The following is a 26,432-nucleotide window of genomic DNA, read 5'->3' as shown; positions in this document are numbered from 1 at the left end:
AATAGCTATGATAATCTACGCGCCTTTCCGTCTTAATATGTTCATTTTACAGACAATTAAACATCAAAAATTAGGAAGCGAATTCACTTATGAACTTAACTAATACCAACAAATTGTTAGCTGCCACTTTGTGTCTTGCGACCTCATACAGTTATGCAGATAGCGAGCGCCCACTTTTTTCATTAACCGTATCTGAATCTGGCGTTCAGCAAACAAATAATGACGGTAGCTTATCCCAATCGACTAAATCGGGATCTCGTATTCTGCCAATTTGGGGTGATGCAGCACGTGCAAAAGGTTACGACCTGCCTGAACCGTTTGGTGCTAGTTATGGTTATATGAATCTGCGCCAGGATATTGTAGTAGATCAAATCGGTTTTATTATGCCTAATAATCCTGATACTCCTGGCTCTACAGAAATAAAAGTAGGGAAAACCCGTGAACGCACTGAATCGCATATTCTTAAGCTGGATACATGGGTTCTGCCATTCTTAAATGTTTATGGTGTATATGGAAAAACAAAAGGCTCATCTCAATCTGATGTTGAAAGTGTGAAATTTGGTGGCCTACCTATGCCAATACTTGGAAATACACCTTTCGCTTTAGATTTTAAAGGCAAAACCTATGGTGGTGGTATTACATTGGCTGGAGGTTATAATCAATTTTTTGCAACATTAGATACAAACTATACTCAAACCAATCTAGATATTTTAGACGGAGGTATTAAAGCCCTTGTTATAACCCCTAGAATTGGTTATGAATTTACATTTCAGCCATTATTTGCAGGACAAGGTAATACCAAAGTTCAAGTTTGGACTGGAGCCATGTATCAAGATATTACCCAACATTTTAAGGGCAAGGTCGCTAACCTAAATATGACCGGAGCGCTAGGCGCAATTGTCGGAGCGGTCCTCGAAAATGACCCTGAAATGTCGTTCGACGTCAAACAACACCTAGCCCATAAGTGGAACAATACCGTTGGTGCACGCTTCGAAATCACTCGTAATTTCAATATCCTGTCAGAAGTCGGTTTTGGCAACAGAAACAGTTTCTTTATTTCCGGTGAGTTCCGTTTTTAATGTTTGGCCTTGCAACGCTCAAAAGGCTGGTCATTGCCAGCCTGCTTATCTTTACCATTTCATCAGCCCACGCTGATATCCTGCCTAACCGGCAAAAAATTGATGGTTGGTTAAACGAATTAGGCGGCAGTAATCATTTTGATGACCGCAAAAAAATTGACTGGGGCGTATTACCTGGTCCTTTCTACACCCCTGAAATGGGAATGGGGATTGGTGTGGCTGTGGTCGGTTTGTACCGTCCTGACCATTCAGACCACATTAGCCAGACTTCTTCATTGGGACTCAGTGGCTTTGCTTCATCTACCGGCGCGTTTGGCCTGAACTTTACCAATTACAATTTTCTTGCCAGTGACCAATGGCGGTTATTCGTTTCCGGTACACTGAATAACACCCCAACTTACTATTGGGGAAAAGGTTATCATGCCGGTAAAAATGACAGTCACAAAGAGGAATACCGTTCACAAGAATTTGCTATTCATCCGCGACTTCTCTACCGCGTCGCTAATACCACCTATATGGGATTAGGTTGGAATTTCTCATCCGTCAATGCCAGTGATCCCAATAGCGGAGCAAAACGGTATTTTGCCCAATCTGTCGGTGGTCGTTCCGTGATGAGTTCCGGTGTAAGTGCCCACTTCAGTTATGATACACGGGACTTTTTACCCAATGCACGACACGGACAAGCATTTGAGATTGTTTATACCTATTTTTCCCCAGAATTAGGTAGTGATCACCGTTTCCATACCACACAACTTCAGTTCTCAGCCTATTACCCGTTATCTGACAAGACCGTCCTGGCCTTCGATAACTATGCCCGTTTCAGCGCAGGTGATGTCCCGTGGAACCAGCTATCACTGCTTGGTAACGGCCAGCGGATGCGCGGGTATTATGAAGGGCGTTATCGTGACAACAATATCTTCACAACACAGTTAGAGTTAAGACATCAACTGGACTGGCGCCACGGTGTGGTCGGCTGGATAGGCACCGGCACGTTGGGAGATTCCCCTTCACAGTTGGGAACCAAGCATTGGCTTCCTTCTATTGGTATTGGCTATCGTTTCGAGTTTAAACCACGTATGAATGTCAGATTAGATTTTGGTGTCGGTAAAGACAGTACTGGATTCTATTTTCAGGTTGGGGAAGCGTTTTGAGATTATTCGTTACACTTTGCCTCTGTTTTTTACTGATGGCATGCCAAAACCAGCCACAATCGGTTGATCCGGTCAAACCGGTCCTTGTCAGTGATACCCATGAGCAGTCACAGCAAAATTGGAATGCATTACCTCCCATTGCTCCGCCAGAAGGTTTAAGGGCTTGCTGTGCTTTCGGCTATAACCTAAAAGCCCAACTATGGAATATTCCCATTCCCTTCTACGACATCGACAATATTGTCGAAGCCAAGAAATTGGGTGAGCATCACTATAATGACAGTGTTATCGGTGCCAGTGCCGCCTTGTTGGGGGTAAGCAATGAAAAAGTGGGTCTGCTCTATACCCATAAGGGAGGGTTTATTGATATCTCCCATGTCAGGGATACCGCAGACTATACGCTTTATCTGTTTAGCCAGATTTACGCTCATCTTGGTCAAGAGAGGGAATTAACCCTGAATAATGAACTTGCCGCGCGTAAAATGCATTTTTTTGCTTTTACGCCACCGCAAGATCCGGCTGAACGCTATACGCTAAGTGCCTATTTAGCGGCTAAACTCGCTTTTCAACTTGCCGCCTGGCATGAAATAGCGCAATGGTATGGCTATCAATCAGTCCCTGGATTTTCAGAGGGAATTTCGGCTTTTTCCCCGGAAGATCTCTATTCAAACCTATTGGGTGCACGGTTGGCGCTGACGTTGATTCTGGAAGGCCACGCTTCTTCTGTAGCACAGTTCTCGGACGCAATGACGAAGATCTTGCCAATAGCTTTGCATGAACTTGGAGATTACCCCAAATCAGGCACAAAAGAGATGTTTGATAGCGTAGATGGTTTGTGGTGGAACAGTTATCAACGCATTCCTGAGAAATTTTTAGTTCTGCACCGGAATTATGATATCCAGGACAACCGGTTACCATTAATGCCTTTCGGTAAAGAACACTTTGCCCTGCGCTTGTCTCTGCCTAAGCATTATCAGCATTTTTCGTTGGATAAACTGGCTGAATTTCAGCTATGGCCAACCAATGAAATGAAAAATCTGCCTGTTCCAAAACAATATTGGACAATAAAAGATTTTAAAATGCTGGCGGAAAATGCCCGACGGGAAGATGAAAAACAGTTGCTAATTAAATAAGACGCGTTTATTCAATATATATGAGGCATATGCCTAATTAACCGGTATATCAATATCTTCCTGACAACAGTGATCCAAATCGCGGAACGTATGTATTTAACCCAAGCTGTTTCAATATCATGTAGGTTGTCGCCACAGATGAAGAAATAACAGGCAGTCCAACCCGCTCTTCGATCAGCGCTACTGACGCCAGAGAAGGCATTTGTACACAAGCGGAAGCCACAATCACATCCACATTACTGTTTAGCCGTTTGGTAATCTCTACGGGTGCGAGGGGATCTTGTCGCCCGACGGCAAGATTATCGGGGATCTCCAGCGAAATGCTGTCGATAACTTCGATCCCCTCATTTTCAATGTAATCAATGACTAACTGAGTCAATGGTTTCATATAGGGCGTCAGTATGGAGATCCGTTTCGCCCCCAAAGCATGTAACCCATCTACCAACGCCCCCGCACTGGTCACAACCGGTGCCGGATGTCCATTTTCTAGCGTCCGCAGATGGAGGCGCTTTTCAGCGATCCGGTGATATCCCTGTCCCATGCTCATAATCGCCACTAAACAGGCATATCCCAGCACATCAACCGCGGCATCCGATAACTCAAGCGCACAGTGATCACTGTCTGCATCCATGGCCGCCAGTTCCGCTTTTGTGACTGTTTTCATTCTCATTCGACTGGAATGAAAGGTAAAACGTTCAGGGTTTACGACTTCACGGGCGTGCAGGATAGCGGGAATTTCTGTTTCCATTGTCGTATTCGATGAAGGAACAATCAGCCCCACGCGAAAATGCGGTGTGTTATTCATGGGAGATCCCCCTGATCGGCGGGCAGATCAGTAAATCGGATCGCACGCATTGGATGACGGTTCACTTTGAGATCGAAGATATCAAATCGGTTGTAATGCCCCGTGATATCGTGCATTTGGCGAGGCTGAATACAGCGGTTCAGGTCAATATGCGCATAGACGATCCCCTCTTTATCAATCAAGGGATCACCCATCACGCGTCCATCAGGCCCAATAATGCCGGTAAATGCACTATTAGAACGTGCCAGTAACGCTTCTGCTTCAGGATGGGTGGCCGACATCGCTGTGACAATTTCCGGTGAAATCGTGGAGCAGGAGACGATGGTAAACACCTTGCCTTCAAAACAATGGGCTGCCGCCCGCAAACGGATCGCCTCAGCCATATCATAATCTGCTGGTGCAACCGGCAGGGAAATATAGCTGGCAACATGGACCAATTCCCCCTGAGACAACAAGGAAAAACGCGCTAACGGATTGGTATTTTCACCACAGGCCAGCACGCCCAATGGCCCGATACGGGTATCATGCACTTTTAACGAAGCCGCATCACCATTCGCCCATGTCAGTTTTTCCGCCCATGTCGGCACCAGCTTACGGTGACGCCCCAGAATGTTTCCTTCATCAGAAATAGTCACCAGCGTGTTATAGAGTGTTGCTATGCCGTTAGGACTGCGCTCATTAACCCCAACCACAACGTTGATATGATGACGAGCCGCAGCCAGGGCGATTTTGTTGATCTCCGGCCCTGGGACTTCAATGGCAGATTTGCACAGTTTCTCAAACCACGGACTGCCTTGTATTGGGGTCATTACCCAGTTCCAATAGGGGTAACCCGAAACAAATACTTCGGGAAAAGCCACCAAACTGGCCCCTTTATCTGCTGCTTCCTGGATCAGCCGACAAACGAGATCAACCGTCGCCTCTGTATCCAGAAAGACAGGCGCAGCCTGTACCGCAGCCGCCTTGAACTCAGGAAGTTTCAGCATATCAGGCTCCTGTTTTAGCTTATGCTTGACTTACACCGCAATCACGGAGTGACGCAAATGACCGACCTTTTCAAGGTAGGCTTCAACAACATCCCCCGGCCATAGCCATTCTTGTGGATCACGCCCTGCCCCGACACCTTCCGGTGTGCCGGTAGCAATGATATCTCCCGGCTCCAGCGTGATGCCTTTACTAATATCCGCAATCAACGTATTGACCTTGAACAACATATGGCGCGTATTGGAATCCTGTTTGGTCACGCCATTGACTTTCAGGCTCAGCGCCAGATCTTGGGGATCAGAAATTTCATCAGCCGTGACGATGCAAGGGCCAAAAGGGGCGTAGGTATCCTGCCCTTTGGAGTAGATCCACTGCCCCGCCCGACGGCAATCACGGGCGCTCATATCGATTATCAGGCTGTAGCCGAAAACATATTTCAACGCCTCAGCTTCCGATACCCCTTTGGCGCGGGTGCCGATAATCACCGCCAGTTCCACTTCCCAATCCAATTGCGCTGTGATCTCACTGTTATGCTCAATCGCATCGCCAGGCCCAATCACTGTCGTTGGTGGTTTAGAGAAAATGACCGGCTCTTTTGGCAGATCTTTTGCCGTATCCAAAGAGCGGTTGGATTCTGCCACATGTTCAACATAGTTCAGGCCGATACCAAAGAGGTTTTTCCGCGGGCGAGGAATAGGAGCGAGAATTTTCACATTCTGTAATGGCTGTGAAACGCCCGTAGGCCACAAACCCTTAAAGGAATCTAACAGCGCTGTTGTGCTCCTGACTGCTAATGGTCCCAGATCAATAAACTCCAGCATGTTATCCGGCAATCGATGACCGGTATGGGCAGCCAGCTTTGCCAGATCGACGACGTGATCATTGACAACCGCCCCTAATCGCGCGGCAGCCGTGACTTCTGAACGGTAAGTGATTAAACGCATCTTTTATCCTCTCACTCGTTGGTGCCCATCGTTATCAGTCAGGGCTTCTTCGTAATACAATTGCAATGCCTGCATAACGGGCAAGTCGTTGAAACAGAACAGGCAAGCATCATCCGTTTGTGAAACATTCACATGCTCATGAAATGCCCATGAAGGAACGCAGAAAATATCCCGCTCCTGCCAGTCAAATCGTTGACCATCAATCACGGAATAACCTTTTCCTTTTGCCACTTGATAGATAAAACTGCCGGTATGACGATGTGCCTTACCCACAAAACCAGGGCGCAACAACTGCATACTGGCGCCAAGAGTCGGCATCACATGACCGCCGGTTAGCGGATTGGCGTAATGCATCAAAATGTCATCAAAAGGCGATCCATCCGAAACACAGGCATAACGCTGCAAAGCTTCATAAGTTGGCTCCCATTGGTATCTGAACAACGGAGAATAAGGTTTATCCCAGCCAACATTTTGTGGACGCAAAGCGGGAACACCCCAAAGTGCAATAGAAGAATTCACAGGTTCAGTCACTGCCTGACGCAAATCAGGATGTACCTTATAAAAACCCGCTTCCAATATGTTAACCAGCGGTATATCCAGGCCATCCTGCCAGATACATTGCGAGCCATCAGGCTCAACACCATGCTCATGCCAGGTGCCATTCGGGGTTAAGACAAAATCATTCGCTCCCAACGACATTTTCTGACCATCAACAATGGTGTAAGCACCGCGTCCTTCCATGATGAAACGCAGGGCAGAAGAGGAGTGGGCATGTGCCGATGCCGCTTCCCCCGGCCGCATGGTCTGGAGACCGGAATAGAGCAAGCCAACAGCGGTAGAGGCGCCTGGCTCTCCCGAATTGTTCAGATAGACCACACGACGACCCGCTTTTTCCGGTGTCACTAAATCGGCAGATTTTAAAACGTGCTCACGCAGATCACGGTAACGCCAAAGTACCGGCACTGAGGCTGATTTAGGTTGCCAGGGTTCTATTTTATTGGCGATGGTCCAGAGTGCCCCTGTCCGGTATTTTCCCAACTCCCTGTAATACGCCAGCAGTTCAGGGCTATCGACCACATTGGCACGGCCGATAATATCTTCCCTGTATTGATCATGAGCTTGGATATTTTCTTGTTGAGACATAGCTATCTCCTAGAGTGGTTTTTTAATCAGTTGCGCTCTGCCGTAAAGATAAGGTTTTGGCCAATCGATGCCCGTCCAGCCATATCTGGCGCATTCATGCAGTAGCCAGGCCGCATTAGATAAGAATGGGCGGGATAAGGCACAGAGATCAGCGCGCCCCGAAGCGATAATGCCGTTGATTTGATCAGCATCTGTAATTGCACCGACCGCAATCACCGGCACATTGCCTTCATTGCGAATGCGATCAGCCATCGGAGTCTGGTACATGCGCCCGTAAATCGGCTTCTGATCAGCAGAAACTTCCCCCGTGGAACAATCCACCATATCCACGCCGGCTTCACGGAAACGACGGGCAATCTCTACGGCTTCATCAACCGTCGTTCCCCCTTCCACCCAATCCGTGGCAGAAATACGCACCGATATCGGTAAATCAGCCGGCCAAACCTCACGTACCGCCTTGAAAACGGCCAATGGGAAACGAAGCCGGTTTTCCAGCGAACCGCCATATTCGTCATCGCGCTGATTAGTCAGCGGGGAGATAAAACTGGAGAGCAGATAACCGTGAGCGGCCTGGATCTCCAGCCAGTCAAAACCGGCTTTGATGGCACGGTGGGTTGCTGCAACAAACTGCTCCGTCATTTCTTGTAGTTGTGTCTTGGTCAACTCTGCCGGCACTTGTGAAATCCCGGCTAAATAGGGCAAGGCCGATGCCGAAACCAAAGGCCAATTACCCTCTGGCAAAGGGTGATCAGATTGTTCCCACCCCAATTGGGTTGACCCCCGTCTTCCCGCGTGTCCCAGTTGGATGCCTATCAACGAGTCAGAATGTTGGTGGACAAAATCGGTGATCGCCTTCCACGCTTGCACTTGCTGATCGTTCCACAATCCCGTACAGGCAGGCGTGACACGCGCTTGCGGCGAAATGGCCGTCATTTCAGCGATCACCAGACCCGCGCCGCCCAATGCCCTGTTGCCAAGGTGAACCAGATGGAATGGCCCCGGAACGCCCTCCACGGCGCTATAAAGCAGCGTGGGAGAGACCACAACCCGATTTTTTAAACGCACGCCGCGTACCTGATAAGGTGTCAGCAACGGTGGAGTTAATGGTGAAGATAGGCGAAATTTTTTGGCAAACCCGCGCTCATAATTTTCCAACCATGCCCTATCTCTCAAGCGCAAATTTTCATGGGAAATGCGTTGTGAGCGTGTCAGCAATGAATAAGCGAATTGTTCAGGCGAAAAACGTTCATAGCGTGCGACATTTTCGAACCACTCCGTTGAATTACGGGCGGCATTCTGAATTTTCAGCACTTCCACACTGCGCGATTGTTGGTAATCGGACAACCCCGCCAGCCAATTCCCCTGATGGGCTTTCAGGCTGTTTGCCAGTTCAATCGCATCTTCTAATGCCAATTTTGTGCCGGAGCCAATGGAAAAATGGGCGGTATGGGCGGCATCTCCCATTAACACAATCGGGATATTTTTGCCGCTATCGTCCTCTTTGATCCAGTGCACCCAGTTCGCACAAATGATACGAGGAAAACGTATCCAAATGGCGGCGCCCCGCAAATGGGTAGCATTGGAGATTAAGGGATGTCCATCCAGCCACGGTGCGAATATTTTTTCGCAATACGCAATGCCCTCTTCCTGTGACATTTTGTCGATCCCCGCAGCCAACCAGGTCTCTTCCGTTGTCTCGACAATAAAAGTCGATAAGCCTTCCTGAAATTGGTAGGCGTGAACCTGAAACCAGCCATATTCGGTTTCCACAAACAGAAACGTAAACGCATCAAAAATTTTACGCGTCCCCAGCCAGACAAAACGGCAATGGCGTTGGTCAATATCAGGCCGGAAAGATTTGGCATAACGAGTGCGTATCTGGCTATTAATCCCATCAGAGGCAATCAGCAAATCTGCATGATATTGACGGGCAATCTCCTGCTCATCCTCAACCTGCGTTTCAAACAGCAATTCAACCCCGACTTCGTCGCAACGATCTTGCAGGATATTCAGTAACTTTTTACGGCCAATGCCAATAAATCCATGACCGCCACTACGATTTACAGTTCCCTTAAAGTGGATATCAATATCATCCCAACGACTAAATTCCTCCCTGATAATTTCAGCCGACACCGGATCAGCCTGATGCAAGTTTTCCAATGTTGCATCCGAAAACACCACACCCCAGCCAAAAGTGTCATACGGACGATTGCGCTCGATGACCACGACACGATTATCAGGATTTTGCAACTTCATCAGCAGACTAAAATACAATCCCGCCGGTCCACCGCCAATACATACGATATTCTTACCCGTTACGGTCACTGCATTTTGACTGACTACTGCATTCTTACCTCTTACATTCATGATTTATTCTCCTGCCGCACGATATCGACCCTATGCATAATGCGCCAGTTCAGCTAAGGCATCTGTTCAGTTAACGCATAGTAAATCTCATCAGGTATGGGGATAGCTTGATGGGTATCCAGTGAAGTGGTGACATAAGTCTGCGTTACGTTCATCCTCAACTCACCTTCTTTGCTGACGCAGCGTTGGATCAGCGTCAATGATTTTTTGCCAATTTTCTCAACGTTTAATTCCAGCCAAACCTGATCCCCCATTCTGCTAATGGCCTTAAACTCCGCCTCCAGGTGAACTGTCGGCAACCCAAAACGGAGTTTGGCGATGTAGTTGGCATATCCCATTGGCGTTAATTCATCGAACCAATCTTCCAGCAAGTTGTTGAACATCACAAAATACTGGGGATAAAAGACGATCCCCGCCGGATCACATTCAGAAAAACGGATCTTATGGGGCTGTATAAATCTAAGCAGGCTCATTGCAGGCTCCTTAGGATAAGTTCTTTAATATAAAGAGAGACGCTGTTGGCACTCGCGTAATCGATCACCTTGCTCATCCGCCAATGCCGCTTCACGCAGTTGCCGCAGGCTGGCAGGAGGTAAGTCATGCAGATGGTGATCAACAATCGCCATCAAAGTTTGAAAATGACGTGATCCACGAGAGTGAGTATCACCATATCCCTTGATCAAGCGCTGACATTGAGCGATTTCCGTAGCCAGTTCGGGATCACGCGTTGCTGTTACACCAATTCGCTGTAGCCACTCTTCAATGCGGGCCGTTTCATGCTGAAAGCGCAGTGTATGGCGGCGCATTCGACGCCAACTCGCCAGTATATAAAGCAACAGATATCCCCGAAGGGAACTACTGGTAATCACATACCCACGGCTGAGTAGTGTCGCCAACATACGATTGACAAAATGAGGACGAGACAACCAGCGACCAATATTGGCCGGCAAGCTGTCACAAACTTCTTCCATTCTGGGATGCAGAAAGTCATTGATCTCGAATAGTTGACCGTTTTTCACCCGCATTTCTTTCCTGACACGTTCGAATCGACTGGCACGGATTTTGAGATCTGCCACCCGCATGGTGTCTTCGTAAGCCATCCACAGCGCCAAATGGCGGGCAGTTTCACGTAATAATTGCTCGTTCAGTAATCGCTCATCAGGTTTCACTGCTTGTTCAATCAGGCGCTGCAATCGATCAAGGTACAAACTGGCGTAAGCCGGATCTTGATAATCAATCAGGCGCCTGGCTCCTTCAATGGCAATGCCATGGACACAGGCAGGCAGCTTTTGCCGGATACGTAACAGCAGGGCGTTGACTTTATGGTTATGGGAAAAACAGTTATGGGAAAAATTGCTATGGGAAAAGCGATGATGGGAACGCTGTGCTTTTTGTGGAATATGGAGTTCTGGCGCAATTTTTGATTCTGCCTCCCATTGTGTCCGGCCCAACCCCAAACTAAAAGCTTGCAGACTGGGCTTTATCCCTACGTTTTTCTTGATGATCGCTGCTTCAAACTGATTACGACTAAACGGCAAGATCTCCGTACCACAGAGTGCACCAAACAAGACTGCACTGATCACACTGCCGCTTTTCTCTGCCATCTTCGCCATATCAAAATGGATAAAACGCAAAGCAGCTTGTCGGGATTGCTGGATCAATACCTCGCTATCCACACGCCCATCGCCCATTGCCGAACGCTCTTCCATCGAAAATACCCGATGGCTTGATGCGATCAGCGTCGTGCGATCCGCTGTGACCAAACCGCGTTGGACAGCGCGTCCGGCTTCCATCAATTCCGAAGCCAGCACAATATCCACATCACCGGCAGTGGGCATTAATGCCAATACAGGTGTCGGTACTTCAGGATCATCAGCACCAGGAAATAATTCGACATAATAAATGGTTGCCCCAGTCCGCTGGGCGACACCCGGAACTGAAGTCGTTTGGGCGAAATAGCCATGCTCTTCCCCCAGGGTTACGATCCAATCGGCCAGTACACCGCCGCCTTCACCTCCCGTCGCCAGAATAGCGATTTTAATCGGCTGTTTAGGCGAATTCGTGAGCGGGGAATGGATGGAGGGTGGCATAAGGATAGCTCCTTCTTAAAAATCATATTGCTTACGACGTTTAACATCACGACGCTGCAAATAACCGATGAGTCCTTTGCGAATACGATGGATCAGCCGTTCCCAGCGATTGGGATTGATAATGATCCGTGCCTTGAAGAAAGAGGGGCACAACACTGCCGCGTGGGATAATTCCCCGCACAACCCACAGCCCACACAACTGTTCAATACTGTTGTCACTGGATCGGTACGCAATGGATCAGGATTCGGTTTAATCGACAGGGAAGGACAACCGGACAAACGGATACAGGAGTGATCACCCGTGCAAGTATCAGGATCAACCCCAAACTGCTCGCGGACGATCCGCTTCCCTGCTGCAATAGCGCCTTTGATTTTTACCTTCTCGCGCCGTTGTTTATTCAACATACACTCACTCTGTGCGATCAACACCTTTGGCCCATGCTTACCTGTTGTCAGCGCCTCGCGTAAGGTATTCATCATGGCTTTGAGATCGTAGGTACGTTTGATCGTGCGTACCCATTTCACCCCCACACCTTTGACTGCTTTTTCGATATTATGGCCGGTACTGCGGTGGGGATTTAACGCTGTTGAAGAGGGAATATCCTGCCCGCCGGTCGCGGAGGTGTAACTGTTGTCCACAATAATGGTCAGATTGTCGCTGCGGTTAAAAACACTATTGGCTATGCCACTGGTTAAGCCATTGTGCCAAAATCCACCATCCCCCATAACTGAGATTGCCCGCTTATTCGTAATCGGTGTATTCAGTGCTGCCGCACTCGCTGCTCCCAATCCGTAGCCCATCGTGGTATTGCCCAAATTAAATGGCGGTAAAATGGCAAACAAATGACAACCAATATCTGCACTGATGTGATGTTGCCCCAACTCCCGTTCGAGCAATTTCATCGCCGTAAAGATTGGGCGTTCTGGGCAACCGGTGCAAAATCCGGGTGGACGGGTATGAACCGCCTCTTCCAGTGGATCTTTTGTCGGTAAAGTGACAGACGGGATGCGTATCTGACAGGCAGACACCGCACTTTCCGCAGCAATTTTGCCGTAACGCTCAAGGAAAGCACGGAGTCCTGACAACACGGTGGCCGTGTTGTATTCCCCCGCCATTGGCAGTAAGTCCTTGCCATGTAACCGGGTTGCTATCTCACGCTGGCGCAAGATATTAGCGACATTCTGCTCCACAAAATTGGGCTGGCCTTCTTCCAATACTAAAATCGCCCGCTTGCCATGACAAAAACGTTCAAACTCTTCATCGATCAACGGGTAGGCGACATTCATGACATACAGCGGGATTTGGCTATTGCCAAAAACATCTGCCAGCCCAAGTAAATTCAGGGCACGGATCACGGTGTTATAGCATCCCCCTTGCAGAGCAAGGCCAACATCCTCCGCCTGCTCAACGAAAAACTCATTCAGTGCGTGCTGTTGGATAAAACGCACGGCAGCAGGCCAGCGATCTTGCACTTTTTCTTTCTCATGCAGAAAACTGGCGGGAGGCAAAACAATACGGCTAAGATCGCGCGTCGGATTTTCCAGCGCATCCTGAATCATGAACGTTGATGAACGATTTTTCTCACACACAAACCGACCATGTACATGACAAGCACGAATGCGCATCTGTAACATCACGGGTGTATGACTGGCTTCTGATAGCGCAAACCCCATCTTCACCGCCTGTACAATCGAAGGCAGATTGGGGCGAGGATCGAGCAACCAGATTTGAGACTTCATCGCAAAAGCATGGCTGCGCTCCTGCATAATGGAAGATCCCTCACCATAGTCTTCACCGACAATAATCAGCGCACCACCCACCACGCCGCCCGATGCCAGGTTTGCCAATGCATCCGAGGCAACATTCGTGCCCGCCGTCGATTTAAATGTGATGGCTCCACGCAATGGGTAATTCACGGAAGCAGCAAGCGTCGCAGCAGCAGTGGCTTCACTGGCACTGTTTTCAAAGCGAATGCCATATTCAGATAAAATATCCTGTGCATCCAACAACACATCCATCAGATGGGAAATTGGCGCCCCCTGATAGCCAGCCACATATGCCACACCCGATTCCAGCAGTGCTTTTGTCACGGCAAGTATGCCTTCACCACTGAAAACTTCGCCCTGGCCCAGACGTAATTTTTTCACTTCCTCGACAAATGATCGTTCAGCCATGCTTACCTCACCGTGCCCGCTTTACGCCTTTTCGTTATTTTTTATGTAATGCGGACATGCATTAACGGTCAATGCATGATTTGTCATGTTATTGTGATTTATGCAGTGTTTGGATAAAGCGCGCAGCAGGTGGCTATAGAGTACCCATCATGAATATATTCATAATCATATATATTTCATTTAAATAATATGTGGATACTGTTATCAGATAATCGAATAAGGTTAATACTGTTATTTTTTATATCCCGAATAATCAAAACAGGGAATAAACACGTTATTAGCGGGATATCTCATACATCATAACAATGATATGACTGGCTAGAGGTATCTGAAATTATGAGCAATTCGTGGTCTTACGACTATTTTGGATCTAAAAATACTGAATCAAAGCACACTGACTCTCGAAGAGCAGAATCAAGATATTCCACTGCAAACTGTTCAGACCCTAAATATGCGGTGACAAAAATTAGGGCACATCTCAATTCGCCAGAACATCTACTTTTTTCATCCAACGATCTTGATGAAGTTAAATCTATGGTCGGACGGGTCATGCAGCCTCATCAACTCACTATACTGGGTAACAATCAAAAGCTGGACGCTAAAATGCACTATATTCCACTGGGGGATATTTCCATGAGCCGACTGCGTTACGGTGCCAGCGTTGAAATCACCCCAGGAGAATTGGATTCGTTCTTTCTCATTCAGATGCCGTTGGCTGGCTGTGCGGGTATTGAAAGCGGCGGCCAGTGTCTTGATTCCACGCCCAATCTGGCTTCCATTCTCAGCCCAAATCAGCACACTTCCATGCGCTGGAATGCCGATAGTGACCAGTTTATGGTCAGGATCTCCCGTTCCTTGCTGGAAAGAACGCTTGTCGGCCAATTAGGTCACCCTCTGGATCAACCACTGGTATTTGAACTGGGGTTTGAGTGGCAACGCTGTCAGGCCTGGCGCTGTTTGATGCCTTATATTCTGGAATGTACCACCCAGGTATCTGATATCTTGCAACACAAACTGATTACCAACCAAATAGAACAATTGATTTCCGTTACCCTGCTGTCCACCCATCAACATAATTACAGTGAAATGCCTACTAACCGCCGATGTTCTATTCGCCCGCGACATGTACGGCGAGTACAAGAATATTTGCAGGCTCATGCCCACGAACCAATAACCGTAGAGCAGCTCGCCCAAGTAGCAGGAGTCAGCTTGCGCAGCCTCTATTCCGGCTTCAAGGAGTTTCTGAATATCAGCCCGATGCAGTATTTACGTGACCTGCGCATGGAACATGTGCGCACGGAACTCCTGACTGGAGAAGCCACCAGCGTTACAGGCGTCGCCCTGCGTTGGGGGTTCGCTCATATGGGACGCTTTAGCGCAGAATATAAAGCCCGCTATGGTGAGACGCCAAGTAAAAGCCTGAAACGCGGGTGAAGCCATAGCGGGCAACCAAATCCTGTTCTAACCTGTGACCATCTTCACAAATCATTAACATATGCTGAATGTTTAAGTTATTAATCCTGTCCAGTATTGGATTGAAGTAACAAATAGCACTCAGCCCATATCAAGCAACGTCTTTTATTATTACTTTTGCAAAGCAGGAAGATCCGCTAACGGCCAACGCGCTTTCACCGTTACGCCTAAGTCACCGGCTGTACCACCTTGCAAACGGATCATACCAGCCAGCGCGATCATTGCTCCATTATCAGTACAGAATTCAGGTCGGGCATAGAAAACTTCGCCCCCCAACTTTTTCATCACGTCCTGCATTTTGGTACGCAAAGTTCGGTTTGCACTCACTCCGCCTGCCATCACCAGACGTTTAAATCCCGTCTGTTCCAATGCTCGTTTACACTTAATTGCCAGTGTATCCACGACGGCATCTTCAAATGCGCGAGCAATATCTGCTTTGGTTTGCTCATCCTCAGCCATATTATGGCCCTGAATGTTATCGCGGATCGTATTCGCTGCGAACGTTTTCAGGCCAGAGAAACTGAAATCCAATCCCGGACGATCGGTCATCGGACGTGGGAAGATAAAACGTCCCACTTTACCCTGCTGCGCCATACGGGAAAGCACTGGCCCGCCAGGGTAATCTAAACCAAGCAATTTTGCTGTTTTATCAAAAGCTTCGCCAGCGGCATCATCAATGGATTCACCCAACAGTTTGTATTCACCAATACCCGTCACACTAATAAGCTGGGTATGACCACCTGAAACCAGTAAGGCAACAAAAGGAAACTTAGGGCTGTTTTCTTCCAGCATCGGGGCCAGCAAATGGCCTTCCATATGATGCACGGGAATGGCAGGTACATCCCATGCAAATGCCAGTGAACGACCAATGGTTGCCCCAACCAGCAACGCACCAACCAATCCCGGCCCGGCAGTGTAAGCTACTGCATCAATGTCTTTACTCGTCAGACCCGCTTCCTTCAAAGCCGCCTGAATCAAAGGAACCGTTTTACGAATGTGATCACGGGACGCCAGTTCAGGCACAACACCACCATAATCAGCATGCAGCTTGACCTGGCTGTATAATTGATTGGCTAGCAGACCGATTTTGTCGTCATAAATTGCGATTCCGGTTTCATCGCAGGACGTTTCTATACCTAAAACTCGCATTGCACTATTTGTCTCGTCGTCTCGTGTCTCGTTGTTTGGTCATATACATTCGCATTCCTTATCAACGCGCGACAGTGTAACACCATCTATTGTTAAATGCTCTGCCGACACGCTTTCCATATCAATATTCTCGCCACTGAGTCCATTACATGCTGGCTATTTTTTCTGTTTAGTCTATAATCAATGCCCTACTTGAATATCCTGTGTGGTTAATGTTAATAACGCCGACACCAAGCTGTTTGTTTTGCGTACAAAAAAGCAGCCAGTAACCCGTGGCGTTATCGGTTTCAATTTTCCTCGGCACTTTACAAGGCCGTGTTCATTGAAGTAAAATTCCGCACCATTTTAAAGACGGCTGGCACTATCACGCCAGCGACAAACCCGATTTCTATTGAGGTGAGAGGCACATGCCAGTAATTAAAGTACGTGAAAACGAGCCATTTGACGTTGCACTGCGTCGCTTCAAGCGTTCTTGCGAGAAAGCAGGCGTATTAGCAGAAGTTCGTCGTCGTGAGTTCTATGAAAAACCAACGACTGAGCGCAAACGCGCTAAAGCTTCTGCTGTTAAGCGTCATGCTAAGAAGCTAGCTCGCGAAAACGCACGCCGCACTCGTTTGTACTAATCTTCGCGGTCAGTCCGCTTAGTGGTTGTATTAACAAACTACTGCAGTTAAAGGCCGTGCTTTCCCAAAGGAAGCGCGGCTTATTCTCGTTCATCAACAGGCGAAAAAGGGCTTATGGCTGGACGAATTCCACGCGCATTTATCAATGACTTATTAGCAAGAACCGATATCATTGATTTGATCGATGTTAGGGTGCCTTTGAAAAAGAAAGGTAAAAACCATCAAGCGTGCTGTCCTTTTCATAACGAAAAAACCCCTTCATTCACTGTGAACGGTGATAAGCAGTTTTACCATTGCTTCGGTTGCGGGGCACATGGCAATGTCATTGATTTTTTAATGAATTATGACAGGCTGGACTTTGTCGAATCCATCGAAGAACTGGCAGCAATGCATGGGCTGGAAGTTCCCTACGAAGCAGGTTCCGGCATTAGTCAAATCGAACGTCACCAAAGGCAAAATCTTTACCAACTGATGGAGAAGCTCAATAGTTTCTATCAGCATTCACTGAATACTCCCAGCGCCCAATCAGCCCGACAATATTTGGCTCAACGTGGGCTCAGTGAAGAGATCATCCAGCGTTTCGCCATTGGTTTTGCGCCTGCGGGATGGAATAACGCCTTAAAACGGTTTGCCCATAATGCGGAAGAGCGCAAACAGTTAGACGATGCAGGAATGCTGGTCACGAACGACAATGGCCGCACTTATGATCGTTTCCGCGAGCGGGTGATGTTCCCCATTCGAGATCGTCGTGGTCGCGTGATTGCATTCGGCGGCCGAGTGCTGGGAGATGCGCTTCCCAAATACCTGAACTCGCCGGAAACAGAAATTTTTCATAAAGGCCGCCAGTTATATGGCCTTTATGAGGCACAGCAAAGCCACACTGCCCTGACGAAGCTATTGGTGGTTGAAGGTTATATGGATGTTGTTGCGCTAGCCCAATTTGGCATTGATTATGCCGTGGCTTCGCTGGGAACGTCCACGACAGCCGAACACGTTCAGTTACTTTTCAGGACAACCGATAATGTCATCTGTTGTTACGATGGTGACCGTGCAGGTCGTGATGCCGCATGGCGTACATTAGAAACAGCGCTGCCTTATCTGAATGATGGTCGGCAATTACGTTTTATGTTCTTGCCTGATGGCGAAGATCCTGATTCATTGGTTCGCAAAGAAGGACGGGAAACATTCGAGCAGAGAATGGAAAAGGCATTGACCTTGTCTGCATTTTTGTTTGAATCACTCTTGCCGCAGGTTGATTTAAGTAACCCAGAAGGAGCGACTAAGCTCAGTTCGCTAGCCATGCCGCTGATAAGTCTTATCCCAGGGGAAACACTGCGACTCTACCTGCTTAAAGAGCTTGGAAACCTGTTAGGTACGCCTGATACAACACAATTGGAACGATTTTTGGCAAAACTTGTCAAAAAAGATACCAATACTTATCAGGCGCTAAAACTGAAACCAACAACAATGCGCATACTGATCGCATTACTGGTACAGAATCCGCATTTAGCGACATTGGTTCCCCCATTACAGGGAATGTTTCCTACTCAGATAGCAGGACTGCCATTATTCATAGAGCTTGTCGACACGTGCCTTGCGCAACCAGGTTTAACCACAGGGCAACTGTTGGAGCAATATCGTGATAATAAATATGCTAAACAGCTTGAAAAACTCGCTGCATGGAACGATATACAAATAGAAGAGATTGCTGAAAAGACTTTCAGCGATTCACTGAACCATCTTTTTGCGTCAGCACTTGATGAACGTTTTAATTTTCTAATGGCTAAAGAGAGAACTGAAGGCCTAACACCAGAAGAGCGTGAAGAAGTCCGGTTAATTACGGTATCTGGTGCGAGGAAATAAGAATCTGTCTCAGCAAGGCTATATTACTTCAAGATTATATTAACTTGGAGGTTATACTATTTGGCTTACTTATATAGGCTTATATCTTTAATAGGGTTTGCTGAAACTATCGCTTGATAAAAATATCACTCGATAAAATATAGCTTGGTGAAACAGGTTCTAAACCAAAACCTAAAATCACAGACACAGAATTCACGGCTTAAATGCCGCATTAGGTAGGGCAGGTAACCCTACAATTGCCGCAATTGAGGGCAGCGGCAATACAATGTAAACGCCCCTAAATATTATTGTTGGCATATTTGTTTCGCCGACCGACACCAACCAATACTCTGAAGTGTGGATACCGTCTTATGGAGCAAAACCCGCAGTCACAGCTAAAGCTACTTGTCACCCGAGGTAAGGAGCAAGGCTATTTGACCTATGCTGAGGTCAATGACCATCTGCCGGAAGATATCGTCGATTCTGATCAGATAGAAGATATCATCCAAATGATCAATGACATGGGCATCCAGGTAATGGAAGAAGCACCTGATGCCGATGATCTCATGTTGGCAGAAAACACAAACGACACAGATGAAGACGCAGTGGAAGCGGCTGCGCAAGTGCTATCTAGTGTTGAGTCAGAAATCGGTCGTACCACCGATCCGGTTCGCATGTACATGCGCGAAATGGGTACGGTTGAACTCTTGACTCGCGAAGGTGAGATTGACATTGCAAAGCGCATTGAAGATGGCATCAACCAAGTGCAGTGCTCCGTTGCTGAATACCCTGAAGCAATTACTTACCTGTTAGAACAATACGACCGTGTTGAATCCGGTGAGAGTCGTCTGTCCGATTTGATCACGGGTTTCGTTGATCCTAACGCAGAAGAAGATCTTGCCCCAACCGCCACTCACGTTGGCTCTGAACTTCCTCAGGAAGAACTTGACGACGATGAGGACGATGATGAAGAAGATCGTGATGATGATGCTGACAGCGAAGAAGATAACAGCATCGATCCAGAACTCGCTCGCCAGAAATTTTCGGAACTGCGTGAACAACATGAGCTAACTCGCCAGGCGATTAAGACATACGGTCGCAGTCATTCTAATTCCGCAACAGAAATATTAACTTTATCTGAAGTATTTAAACAGTTCCGCCTGGTACCAAAGCAGTTTGATCATCTGGTCAGCAATATGCGTTCCATGATGGATCGTGTACGTCTTCAAGAGCGTCAGATCATGAAGATGTGTGTTGAACAGTGCAAAATGCCGAAGAAAATCTTCATCACGTTGTTCTCTGGCAATGAAACCTCTGATACATGGTTCACCGCTGCAAAAGCAATGAACAAGCCATGGTCTGACAAGTTGCTGGAAGTTGAAGAAGAAATTATGCGTAGCCTGCAAAAGTTACGCCAGATCGAAGAAGAAACCGGACTGACCATTGAACAGGTCAAAGACATCAACCGTCGCATGTCAATCGGTGAAGCGAAAGCCCGCCGTGCGAAAAAAGAGATGGTTGAGGCCAACCTACGTCTGGTTATTTCGATTGCGAAGAAATATACCAACCGTGGCCTGCAATTCCTCGATTTAATCCAGGAAGGTAATATCGGTTTGATGAAAGCGGTTGATAAATTTGAATATCGTCGTGGTTACAAATTCTCAACTTACGCGACATGGTGGATCCGTCAGGCGATCACGCGTTCTATCGCGGATCAGGCACGTACCATCCGTATCCCAGTACATATGATTGAGACCATCAACAAACTCAATCGTATTTCCCGCCAAATGTTGCAGGAAATGGGTCGTGAGCCTTCACCGGAAGAGCTGGCAGAGCGTATGATGATGCCTGAGGACAAAATCCGCAAGGTACTGAAAATTGCCAAAGAACCCATCTCCATGGAAACCCCAGTGGGTGATGATGAAGATTCACATCTGGGCGATTTTATCGAGGACACCACTCTCGAACTGCCGCTGGATTCAGCAACGTCAGAAAGCCTGCGCGCGGCAACTCACGATGTGCTGGCCGGTCTGACGGCACGTGAAGCGAAAGTTCTGCGTATGCGTTTTGGTATCGATATGAACACTGACCATACCTTGGAAGAAGTGGGTAAACAATTTGATGTAACCCGCGAACGTATTCGTCAGATCGAAGCAAAAGCACTGCGTAAACTGCGCCATCCTAGCCGTTCCGAAGTACTGCGCAGCTTCCTTGATGACTAACCAACAAATTTGGTGATAAATCTAAAAGCGTCTGTTTCGGCAGACGCTTTTTTATTAACGATTGCAATTTCATTCACGGAAAAATGCATAATGTTCAAATAGTGGCTTAAATCCCATACGTGCATACGATGGACATCTTGCAGGAACACCATCCAGATACCATTCTTTTACACCTTGCCGTTTAGACTCACTCAGCACATGATGCATCAAAGCTGTAGCATATCCCTTACCCTGCATATTGACTAAAGTCCCAAGATCATCGAGGCGAGCCTGATCCTGCACTCGTGATAACGTCATTGCACTCACTGGTTTTTCATCTACATATAATGCATAGTGCTGGAGTTGTTTTCCGGCCAAAAGTGCTGCTTCATGGCTCTTCTGATATTGTGAAGCAATATTTTGCCCTACATTAAAAGCATTATCTATTGGCGTCGTCCAATCGGCTAAACAGTGATTGACACACCTGACATCATATTCGCTATGTAACCTATCTTCTATCTGCCAATGTTCAAGATCAAGCCGCATCGATATTAATAAACTTTCCGGATCATAAACAAACCCAGCCTGATTACAGACCTTCTGAATATGTTCATACCCTCCAACGGTCACAATACTAAAAGGCTGTTCACACCTTTCTTCCATTAATTGGATACCCATTTTTAACGCCTTAACGACACACGGATCGTTTTGGGTAACCAACAAGAAATTAAAGAGCGAACTATTTATCCCCGTCACATATGCCCACACATGTTCACTTACATGCTGATGGATCTGACTGATGGATGAGTAAAAATAATCTTCAAGTCGTAAATGGTTTAAAATGTATACTGAAGTATGATGATTATTCATATCAACTCACAAAATGTATTATGGGAAGCAATGAAAATATGGAACATAACTAGTAATACCCCACCAGATTACAACAAAGTACACTAAACAATCACAAAACTTATCAAAAAACAGACAGTCATCACCAGAAACAGCCCGAAATGACTTATCGAATTCTTAAATAATATGAAAATATACTGACCATTGTATATAAAACGCGCATATGAATTTTGGGGACTAGACCTAGCACCAAACTGTACCGTATAATCTCCCCAATTCGACGGCCCCTTAGCTCAGTGGTTAGAGCAGGCGACTCATAATCGCTTGGTCGCTGGTTCAAGTCCAGCAGGGGCCACCAGATTTTAGCTGTGATATCAGCAACTTAAGCCACCCTTAGCCGAGTGGCTTTTTTTGTCTCTATAGTTTAGCGGCGATGAAATGGCGATAGAGATTTTCGGCGATAGGTCGCACTAATTCTAAAATTATCCTCATCTTGCCTTACGCTCTTACCTCTAACATAATTCATTACTGCTTAATTAAAATAGCCCACCACTATTAAGGATAATGAAGATGTTTACTCAAAAACGGAATATCAAAATTGAAGTCACCAAGGATAAAACTCTTGTCGATTTAAAAGGGCTGTCAGCCGAAGAGGCCATTAAAGTTATCGAAACAGCTCAGGCCATCAGAGTTGTACACGCAGAAGAAGATAATTCAGCGAAGCAATAAATTTCAGTCCCTCTTCTCTCACAAGGCCGCATCAATCCTGAATTCTCTAACCCGCTGCGGCTTTGCTTTGTGATCCAAAACCCCACGTAAAATAGAATTTCCCCTTTAATATCATTACGTTGATTTTTCCTCGCGATCCAGTCCGCGATCCAAAAACTGAAATTGCCTGAAAACCGTTTCATTCCTTTCAGTGAGGGAATTTTCTCACGCCGCCCGTACTGGCGCGGCCTGGCGATAGGGTTTGTCGGATTTTAAAACTGAAAAAACTTTTTGATCCAAAACGTGCAGGCGGGTGCGGTGTAGTCCGTTTTACGTGGGGTTTACGTTTATTTCGTGGGAATTACGTGGCATATGCGCGATGTGGTGACGTGATCCAAATAAACCCCATCAGGGTGGTAAGTTAATAGGTGAATGGCTTATAGCGCGCCTGATGACACTTGGTAAGGGTATAAAAAAGGCCACGATTTACGCAGCCTTTGAAGAGTGATCACCTTTATAGGATAGACACGGTTAATTGATGCCCGATAGCCGTCGCCGCCTTAGCCACCGTATCAATCTTGGTCGAGTGGTGCAGGTCAAACAGGCGAGTGACTTCCTGTTTCTTCACGCCCATGCGCTGGGCTAGCTCTGTTTGCGTTAAGCGGGAATCAACAAACGCATTGAGCATTAACACCTTTGAAGCCACGCTTAACGGCACATCGACATAATCACCACCTTGCGCCACAGGGCTGGGTGATGGGATTTTTTTACTGTCTTCGAAGTAGAATTCAAAAGAGGTGATTAACGCATCAAGCGCCATCTCCAGTGCTTCTTCCCGTGTTTCCCCCTGGGTTAAGGCTTCGGGGATATCCGGGAACGAGACAAAATAGCCGCCCTCTTCTACAGGTTCGAGTATTACGGGATATCGCATAGTATTTGATAGTGAAGCTGTGCGAGAACCCGCCTCTGGTGAGACGGGTTTTTATTACAATCCTAACTGCTTGATGATTGCTTTCCTTAGTGGTTCTTTTATCTCATGGGCGGGGTGTCTTGGCATAATCGTGCATTTCCCCTTGTATCTCAGTTTCAGATGGTTTGTTCCGTTTGAAACCTCGACGCCCTGAGCTTCCAGCCACCGTCTAAACTCGCTTTGCTTCACTGCTCCTCCATTCTGTTGAACATGGAATTATAGTAAACATTTATGCTTACCATGTCAACATTATTGTTTACTTTATTTTTTTGGAGAAATAGAAATGTTAAAGGCCACCGGGCGGTTAACCCGATGGCCTTATCTACGTTTCCGTTACCTATTTCAGAAAGGTACAGATCAATTCTAAAAGCGCAATTAACGCCTTGAGAACGATGATAGCGGTATCAATAAATGCTTTCACCCGTTGACTCCAATTAAGGAGCACGACTTAACCAACCATTGCCTTTAGACTGCCTGTCCGATTGGCTATCATCATTGTTAGTAGGTGACTGTCGCGCTCTGACCGAGGCACCGAATCAGCACCATCTGGTATTCAGCCAGGGCTTTGTACACCTCGTAAGACTTACGAAGTATTGAAATCCTTTTCAATATAAAACACTTTAGTTAATGATCATTGCGCTTATCCAACTAACAAGCGTAGATTATAGGTCTATTTTCAGATGATTCAATCAATTAAAACAATGGTTCAGCAAAAACAAAAAAACCAACTGGTGAGGTTGGCTTTTTTGTTTTTACCCTTGAATTGGGTGGGATACTTTACGCTATTGGCAAGGTTGGTGGCCTCGGTTTTAGCGCGACAGTCACCTACTAACACTCCCAGTCTAATACCTATAGCATAAAATATCAACCTATGGTATAGCGTCAAAGATCTCACACAAATGAGCGATATTCACCCAATCACAGGCGAATACTTCTGTTTCAGCCCGTCCGATTTATAGGCCGTATTTCTTATCGCGCTGGCGTTCTCCGGGGTGCCGGTATTGTGATGGGTATGGGCGGCGGTCAGTTCGGCCAACTCCTTCACCACATCCAGTGTCTCCAACATTAAGGTCATCACGTTCAGTTGCTGGCTGCCAACCCAGACCACAGGGGCGACAATCTCCTGCCTGGCGCCGGCAATGCTTTGCTTAAGCAGGCCAATTTTCTCAATCAGCTTTTGACCGACCTCGATATTCGCGGCTTTTTCCACATTGGCAACCAGATTTGCTGACGTTGCCAGGCTGTAATCCCCGTCAGCAATGTGCTGGACAGCGCCTGCCAGTAGGGTAGATGTCCCCAAAACGGTGGTTTTATCCGTGGCCTGTACCGTAGTTTCCCGTGCTACCACGGTGCGTGTTTCTGTGTCGGCCTTGATTTCACGGTGCATGGACGATTCATTAATGGTCTGGTCGGTTTGCCTGATCCAACTGCCCTCCTGGGTGACGCGCTGCGAGACTTCCGCCCGCTGCTGCTGCAATTGTTCACCGGGCTTAATATCGGGCAGCGTGTTGCCCTGGCTTAAGGTCTGGCGGATAAAGGGCTTGTCCGGTCGGCCACCTTCGAAAGCAATTTCAACCACCGTGCCGATGGGCGGATACTGGAACATCCCCGATTCAGCGCCCGCCATGGGCAAGGGCAGCGGGACAGCATAGTAAATCGGCGCGGCGGCGTCCTTACCGTCGTCGTCCAGCAATTGCACATCAACCGCATAGCGTGGCCGGAAGGGGTCAGAAATATCACCACTGGCCGTGTTTTCGGTGTGTGCCTCAATGCGGGCGAACTTGGGCAGGTGCGTGCCCGCCGATAATTCCGGGTAAGCGGCATCAATCTGACGCTGGGCGGGAGTTTTGTGCGCGGGTTTCCCGTCAGGCAACCACGTGATGGTCATGTTTTCATTGGTCAGGTTGACCTTATTCAGCCGCTGTTGATTGACCACAAAACCCGGTCGCAAAGATTGGATCATCGGAATGGTCATGCTATTGCCCGCGGTCTGTTGCTGGCTAAATTCATTGGGAATGTCAACGGGCTTATCCTTAAACATCGAATGCGCCCAACTGCCCAGATAAACCGAACCATCCGGCAATTGATGCCAGATATAATCCTCAATAGCAAAGACCTGCCCCAGATTTGCCAGTAGCTGGTAGCCTGTGCCGTTATGGGTATAGTGTGGAATAGGCTTATCCGTGTAAGGGGCGTCCGATAAGGTGAATGTCAACCCGCTGTGTTCCTGCAACCAGCCTGCAATCTGGCGCAGGGTGGGATGCTGGAACGAGCACGGCCACGCACGCTCAAACACACCGACCAGTTCACGCACAAACAGGCGCTGATAGCCGTTCTGGGCAGGCTGTGAACGTTCCACGTAGCCTGTAAACCAACGCAGTACCAAATCGGTATAGCCCACATCGAGGCGCACCAGTTTTCCGGTGTAATCAGTGGTCGTTTCCGCGGTGATAAAACCGCGGCCACAGGATGAAAGTTCCAGCATCAGATTGGCATCAACCAGGTGGATCTCATCACCGGACAGATAAAGTCGGTTAATCGGTTTCATGATGTGTATTAGTCGTGACTTGAACTGACACTGGATCTTGAAAGATTGAGAGTTACCGGTTTTGATATGGGTGTCTAATCCTTATACAAAATACAAAATACGAGGTAACTCTCATGCTTCATACTAACAACCCTATCATCAAACACAAAGCCGGTTTGCTGAATCTCGCCAAGGAACTCGGTAATGTCTCGAAAGCCTGTC

General features: G+C 47.4%; 22 protein-coding genes and 1 tRNA gene. 9 read left to right on the top strand and 14 right to left on the bottom strand.

The genetic code is table 11. The annotated features are described in order from the left end of the window. The first annotated feature begins 89 nt into the window (after positions 1–89). Genes IQ209_RS06710 through IQ209_RS06700 form a run of 3 tightly spaced genes read left to right on the top strand, consistent with a single transcriptional unit; the run spans position 90 to position 3,360 of the window. Positions 90–1,079 carry a hypothetical protein gene (locus IQ209_RS06710; protein ID WP_193850171.1) on the top strand — a complete coding sequence of 330 codons (990 nt, stop codon included), beginning with the start codon at positions 90–92 and terminating at the stop codon, positions 1,077–1,079. Further along, positions 1,079–2,230 (top strand): BamA/TamA family outer membrane protein, encoded by a 1,152-nt coding sequence (locus IQ209_RS06705; RefSeq protein WP_193850169.1) that lies wholly within the window; start codon positions 1,079–1,081, stop codon positions 2,228–2,230. The genes IQ209_RS06710 and IQ209_RS06705 overlap by 1 nt, the downstream gene beginning before the upstream one ends. Positions 2,231–2,265: 35 nt before the next feature. Continuing rightward, positions 2,266–3,360 carry a DUF4056 domain-containing protein gene (locus IQ209_RS06700; protein ID WP_193850307.1) on the top strand — a complete coding sequence of 365 codons (1,095 nt, stop codon included), beginning with the start codon at positions 2,266–2,268 and terminating at the stop codon, positions 3,358–3,360. A 49-nt stretch (positions 3,361–3,409) separates the two neighbouring features. On the opposite strand, the gene IQ209_RS06695 is transcribed toward IQ209_RS06700, so the two are convergent. From IQ209_RS06695 to IQ209_RS06660, 8 genes are read right to left on the bottom strand one after another with little or no spacing between them, the layout of a single operon-like run. Continuing rightward, positions 3,410–4,165, bottom strand: coding sequence for an Asp/Glu racemase (locus tag IQ209_RS06695; protein ID WP_304952570.1), 756 nt, complete (start codon positions 4,163–4,165; stop codon positions 3,410–3,412). Continuing rightward, a complete protein-coding gene (locus IQ209_RS06690; protein ID WP_193850167.1) occupies positions 4,162–5,151 on the bottom strand; it encodes a carbon-nitrogen hydrolase family protein in 990 nt (329 codons plus the stop codon). The genes IQ209_RS06695 and IQ209_RS06690 overlap by 4 nt, the downstream gene beginning before the upstream one ends. 30 nt (positions 5,152–5,181) lie before the next feature. After that, complete coding sequence (locus tag IQ209_RS06685; protein ID WP_193850165.1) at positions 5,182–6,093, bottom strand: fumarylacetoacetate hydrolase family protein; 912 nt, start codon at positions 6,091–6,093, stop codon at positions 5,182–5,184. A gap of 3 nt (positions 6,094–6,096) precedes the next feature. Beyond that, positions 6,097–7,236, bottom strand: coding sequence for a cupin domain-containing protein (locus tag IQ209_RS06680; RefSeq protein WP_193850163.1), 1,140 nt, complete (start codon positions 7,234–7,236; stop codon positions 6,097–6,099). A gap of 9 nt (positions 7,237–7,245) precedes the next feature. Next, a complete protein-coding gene (locus IQ209_RS06675; protein WP_193850161.1) occupies positions 7,246–9,603 on the bottom strand; it encodes a bifunctional salicylyl-CoA 5-hydroxylase/oxidoreductase in 2,358 nt (785 codons plus the stop codon). Between the two features lie 53 nt (positions 9,604–9,656). Continuing rightward, entirely contained in the window at positions 9,657–10,076 is a 420-nt protein-coding gene (locus IQ209_RS06670) for a thioesterase family protein (RefSeq protein WP_193850158.1), read from the bottom strand. Positions 10,077–10,100: 24 nt separating this feature from the next. Beyond that, positions 10,101–11,693: an indolepyruvate oxidoreductase subunit beta family protein gene (locus tag IQ209_RS06665; protein ID WP_193850156.1), complete on the bottom strand. Its 1,593-nt coding sequence runs from the start codon at positions 11,691–11,693 to the stop codon at positions 10,101–10,103. Between the two features lie 15 nt (positions 11,694–11,708). Continuing rightward, positions 11,709–13,868 (bottom strand): indolepyruvate ferredoxin oxidoreductase subunit alpha, encoded by a 2,160-nt coding sequence (locus tag IQ209_RS06660; protein WP_193850154.1) that lies wholly within the window; start codon positions 13,866–13,868, stop codon positions 11,709–11,711. 456 nt (positions 13,869–14,324) lie between these two features. On the opposite strand from IQ209_RS06660, the gene IQ209_RS06655 reads away from it, so the two are divergent. Beyond that, a complete protein-coding gene (locus IQ209_RS06655; protein WP_339378924.1) occupies positions 14,325–15,302 on the top strand; it encodes an AraC family transcriptional regulator in 978 nt (325 codons plus the stop codon). 150 nt (positions 15,303–15,452) lie between these two features. On the opposite strand, the gene tsaD is transcribed toward IQ209_RS06655, so the two are convergent. Further along, positions 15,453–16,490: a tRNA (adenosine(37)-N6)-threonylcarbamoyltransferase complex transferase subunit TsaD gene (gene tsaD, locus IQ209_RS06650; RefSeq protein ID WP_193850150.1), complete on the bottom strand. Its 1,038-nt coding sequence runs from the start codon at positions 16,488–16,490 to the stop codon at positions 15,453–15,455. A gap of 407 nt (positions 16,491–16,897) precedes the next feature. On the opposite strand from tsaD, the gene rpsU reads away from it, so the two are divergent. From rpsU to rpoD, 3 genes are all read left to right on the top strand, one after another. Continuing rightward, the gene (rpsU, locus tag IQ209_RS06645; RefSeq protein ID WP_001144069.1) at positions 16,898–17,113 is read left to right on the top strand and encodes a 30S ribosomal protein S21; all 216 of its coding nucleotides are present in this window, start codon (positions 16,898–16,900) and stop codon (positions 17,111–17,113) included. A 114-nt stretch (positions 17,114–17,227) separates the two neighbouring features. Then, positions 17,228–18,976, top strand: coding sequence for a DNA primase (dnaG, locus tag IQ209_RS06640; RefSeq protein WP_193850148.1), 1,749 nt, complete (start codon positions 17,228–17,230; stop codon positions 18,974–18,976). Positions 18,977–19,326: 350 nt separating this feature from the next. Next, positions 19,327–21,177, top strand: coding sequence for an RNA polymerase sigma factor RpoD (gene rpoD / locus IQ209_RS06635; protein ID WP_193850146.1), 1,851 nt, complete (start codon positions 19,327–19,329; stop codon positions 21,175–21,177). A gap of 69 nt (positions 21,178–21,246) precedes the next feature. On the opposite strand, the gene IQ209_RS06630 is transcribed toward rpoD, so the two are convergent. Further along, positions 21,247–22,026: a GNAT family N-acetyltransferase gene (locus IQ209_RS06630; protein WP_193850144.1), complete on the bottom strand. Its 780-nt coding sequence runs from the start codon at positions 22,024–22,026 to the stop codon at positions 21,247–21,249. A 261-nt stretch (positions 22,027–22,287) separates the two neighbouring features. On the opposite strand from IQ209_RS06630, the gene IQ209_RS06625 reads away from it, so the two are divergent. Both IQ209_RS06625 and IQ209_RS06620 read left to right on the top strand, forming a co-directional pair. Beyond that, positions 22,288–22,363, top strand: a tRNA-Ile gene (locus tag IQ209_RS06625). 212 nt (positions 22,364–22,575) lie between these two features. Further along, entirely contained in the window at positions 22,576–22,734 is a 159-nt protein-coding gene (locus IQ209_RS06620) for a hypothetical protein (protein WP_193850142.1), read from the top strand. Positions 22,735–23,227: 493 nt separating this feature from the next. Here IQ209_RS06620 and IQ209_RS06615 read toward each other — a convergent pair whose 3' ends face one another. From IQ209_RS06615 to IQ209_RS06605, 4 genes are all read right to left on the bottom strand, one after another. Further along, the gene (locus tag IQ209_RS06615; protein ID WP_193850140.1) at positions 23,228–23,644 is read right to left on the bottom strand and encodes a type II toxin-antitoxin system HicB family antitoxin; all 417 of its coding nucleotides are present in this window, start codon (positions 23,642–23,644) and stop codon (positions 23,228–23,230) included. Positions 23,645–23,698: 54 nt separating this feature from the next. Then, positions 23,699–23,872 (bottom strand): type II toxin-antitoxin system HicA family toxin, encoded by a 174-nt coding sequence (locus tag IQ209_RS06610; RefSeq protein WP_187650298.1) that lies wholly within the window; start codon positions 23,870–23,872, stop codon positions 23,699–23,701. 148 nt (positions 23,873–24,020) lie between these two features. After that, positions 24,021–24,104 (bottom strand): damage-inducible type I toxin DinQ, encoded by an 84-nt coding sequence (dinQ, locus tag IQ209_RS18735; protein ID WP_370588405.1) that lies wholly within the window; start codon positions 24,102–24,104, stop codon positions 24,021–24,023. Positions 24,105–24,593: 489 nt separating this feature from the next. Next, the gene (locus IQ209_RS06605) at positions 24,594–26,231 is read right to left on the bottom strand and encodes a hypothetical protein (protein ID WP_193850138.1); all 1,638 of its coding nucleotides are present in this window, start codon (positions 26,229–26,231) and stop codon (positions 24,594–24,596) included. Positions 26,232–26,432: the final 201 nt, after the last annotated feature.

Source organism: Xenorhabdus sp. BG5 (assembly GCF_015163665.1).
Taxonomy (GTDB): domain Bacteria; phylum Pseudomonadota; class Gammaproteobacteria; order Enterobacterales; family Enterobacteriaceae; genus Xenorhabdus.
The sequence above is the reverse complement of the archived record's forward strand: the minus strand, read 5'-3'. Positions and strand labels throughout refer to the sequence as shown.

Excerpts from the sequence above, each read along its gene's own strand:
- IQ209_RS06695 (WP_304952570.1), bottom strand. The coding sequence starts at position 4,165 with ATGAATAACACACCGCATTTTCGCGTGGGGCTGATTGTTCCTTCATCG.
- IQ209_RS06690 (WP_193850167.1), bottom strand. The coding sequence starts at position 5,151 with ATGCTGAAACTTCCTGAGTTCAAGGCGGCTGCGGTACAGGCTGCGCCT.
- IQ209_RS06675 (WP_193850161.1), bottom strand. The coding sequence starts at position 9,603 with ATGAATGTAAGAGGTAAGAATGCAGTAGTCAGTCAAAATGCAGTGACC.
- IQ209_RS06660 (WP_193850154.1), bottom strand. The coding sequence starts at position 13,868 with ATGGCTGAACGATCATTTGTCGAGGAAGTGAAAAAATTACGTCTGGGC.
- IQ209_RS06615 (WP_193850140.1), bottom strand. The coding sequence starts at position 23,644 with ATGCGATATCCCGTAATACTCGAACCTGTAGAAGAGGGCGGCTATTTT.
- rpsU (WP_001144069.1), top strand. The coding sequence starts at position 16,898 with ATGCCAGTAATTAAAGTACGTGAAAACGAGCCATTTGACGTTGCACTG.
- IQ209_RS06670 (WP_193850158.1), bottom strand. The coding sequence starts at position 10,076 with ATGAGCCTGCTTAGATTTATACAGCCCCATAAGATCCGTTTTTCTGAA.
- IQ209_RS06680 (WP_193850163.1), bottom strand. The coding sequence starts at position 7,236 with ATGTCTCAACAAGAAAATATCCAAGCTCATGATCAATACAGGGAAGAT.
- IQ209_RS06685 (WP_193850165.1), bottom strand. The coding sequence starts at position 6,093 with ATGCGTTTAATCACTTACCGTTCAGAAGTCACGGCTGCCGCGCGATTA.
- IQ209_RS06710 (WP_193850171.1), top strand. The coding sequence starts at position 90 with ATGAACTTAACTAATACCAACAAATTGTTAGCTGCCACTTTGTGTCTT.
- IQ209_RS06605 (WP_193850138.1), bottom strand. The coding sequence starts at position 26,231 with ATGAAACCGATTAACCGACTTTATCTGTCCGGTGATGAGATCCACCTG.
- IQ209_RS06630 (WP_193850144.1), bottom strand. The coding sequence starts at position 22,026 with ATGAATAATCATCATACTTCAGTATACATTTTAAACCATTTACGACTT.
- IQ209_RS06665 (WP_193850156.1), bottom strand. The coding sequence starts at position 11,693 with ATGCCACCCTCCATCCATTCCCCGCTCACGAATTCGCCTAAACAGCCG.
- IQ209_RS06620 (WP_193850142.1), top strand. The coding sequence starts at position 22,576 with ATGTTTACTCAAAAACGGAATATCAAAATTGAAGTCACCAAGGATAAA.
- IQ209_RS06700 (WP_193850307.1), top strand. The coding sequence starts at position 2,266 with ATGGCATGCCAAAACCAGCCACAATCGGTTGATCCGGTCAAACCGGTC.
- dnaG (WP_193850148.1), top strand. The coding sequence starts at position 17,228 with ATGGCTGGACGAATTCCACGCGCATTTATCAATGACTTATTAGCAAGA.
- tsaD (WP_193850150.1), bottom strand. The coding sequence starts at position 16,490 with ATGCGAGTTTTAGGTATAGAAACGTCCTGCGATGAAACCGGAATCGCA.
- rpoD (WP_193850146.1), top strand. The coding sequence starts at position 19,327 with ATGGAGCAAAACCCGCAGTCACAGCTAAAGCTACTTGTCACCCGAGGT.
- IQ209_RS06705 (WP_193850169.1), top strand. The coding sequence starts at position 1,079 with ATGTTTGGCCTTGCAACGCTCAAAAGGCTGGTCATTGCCAGCCTGCTT.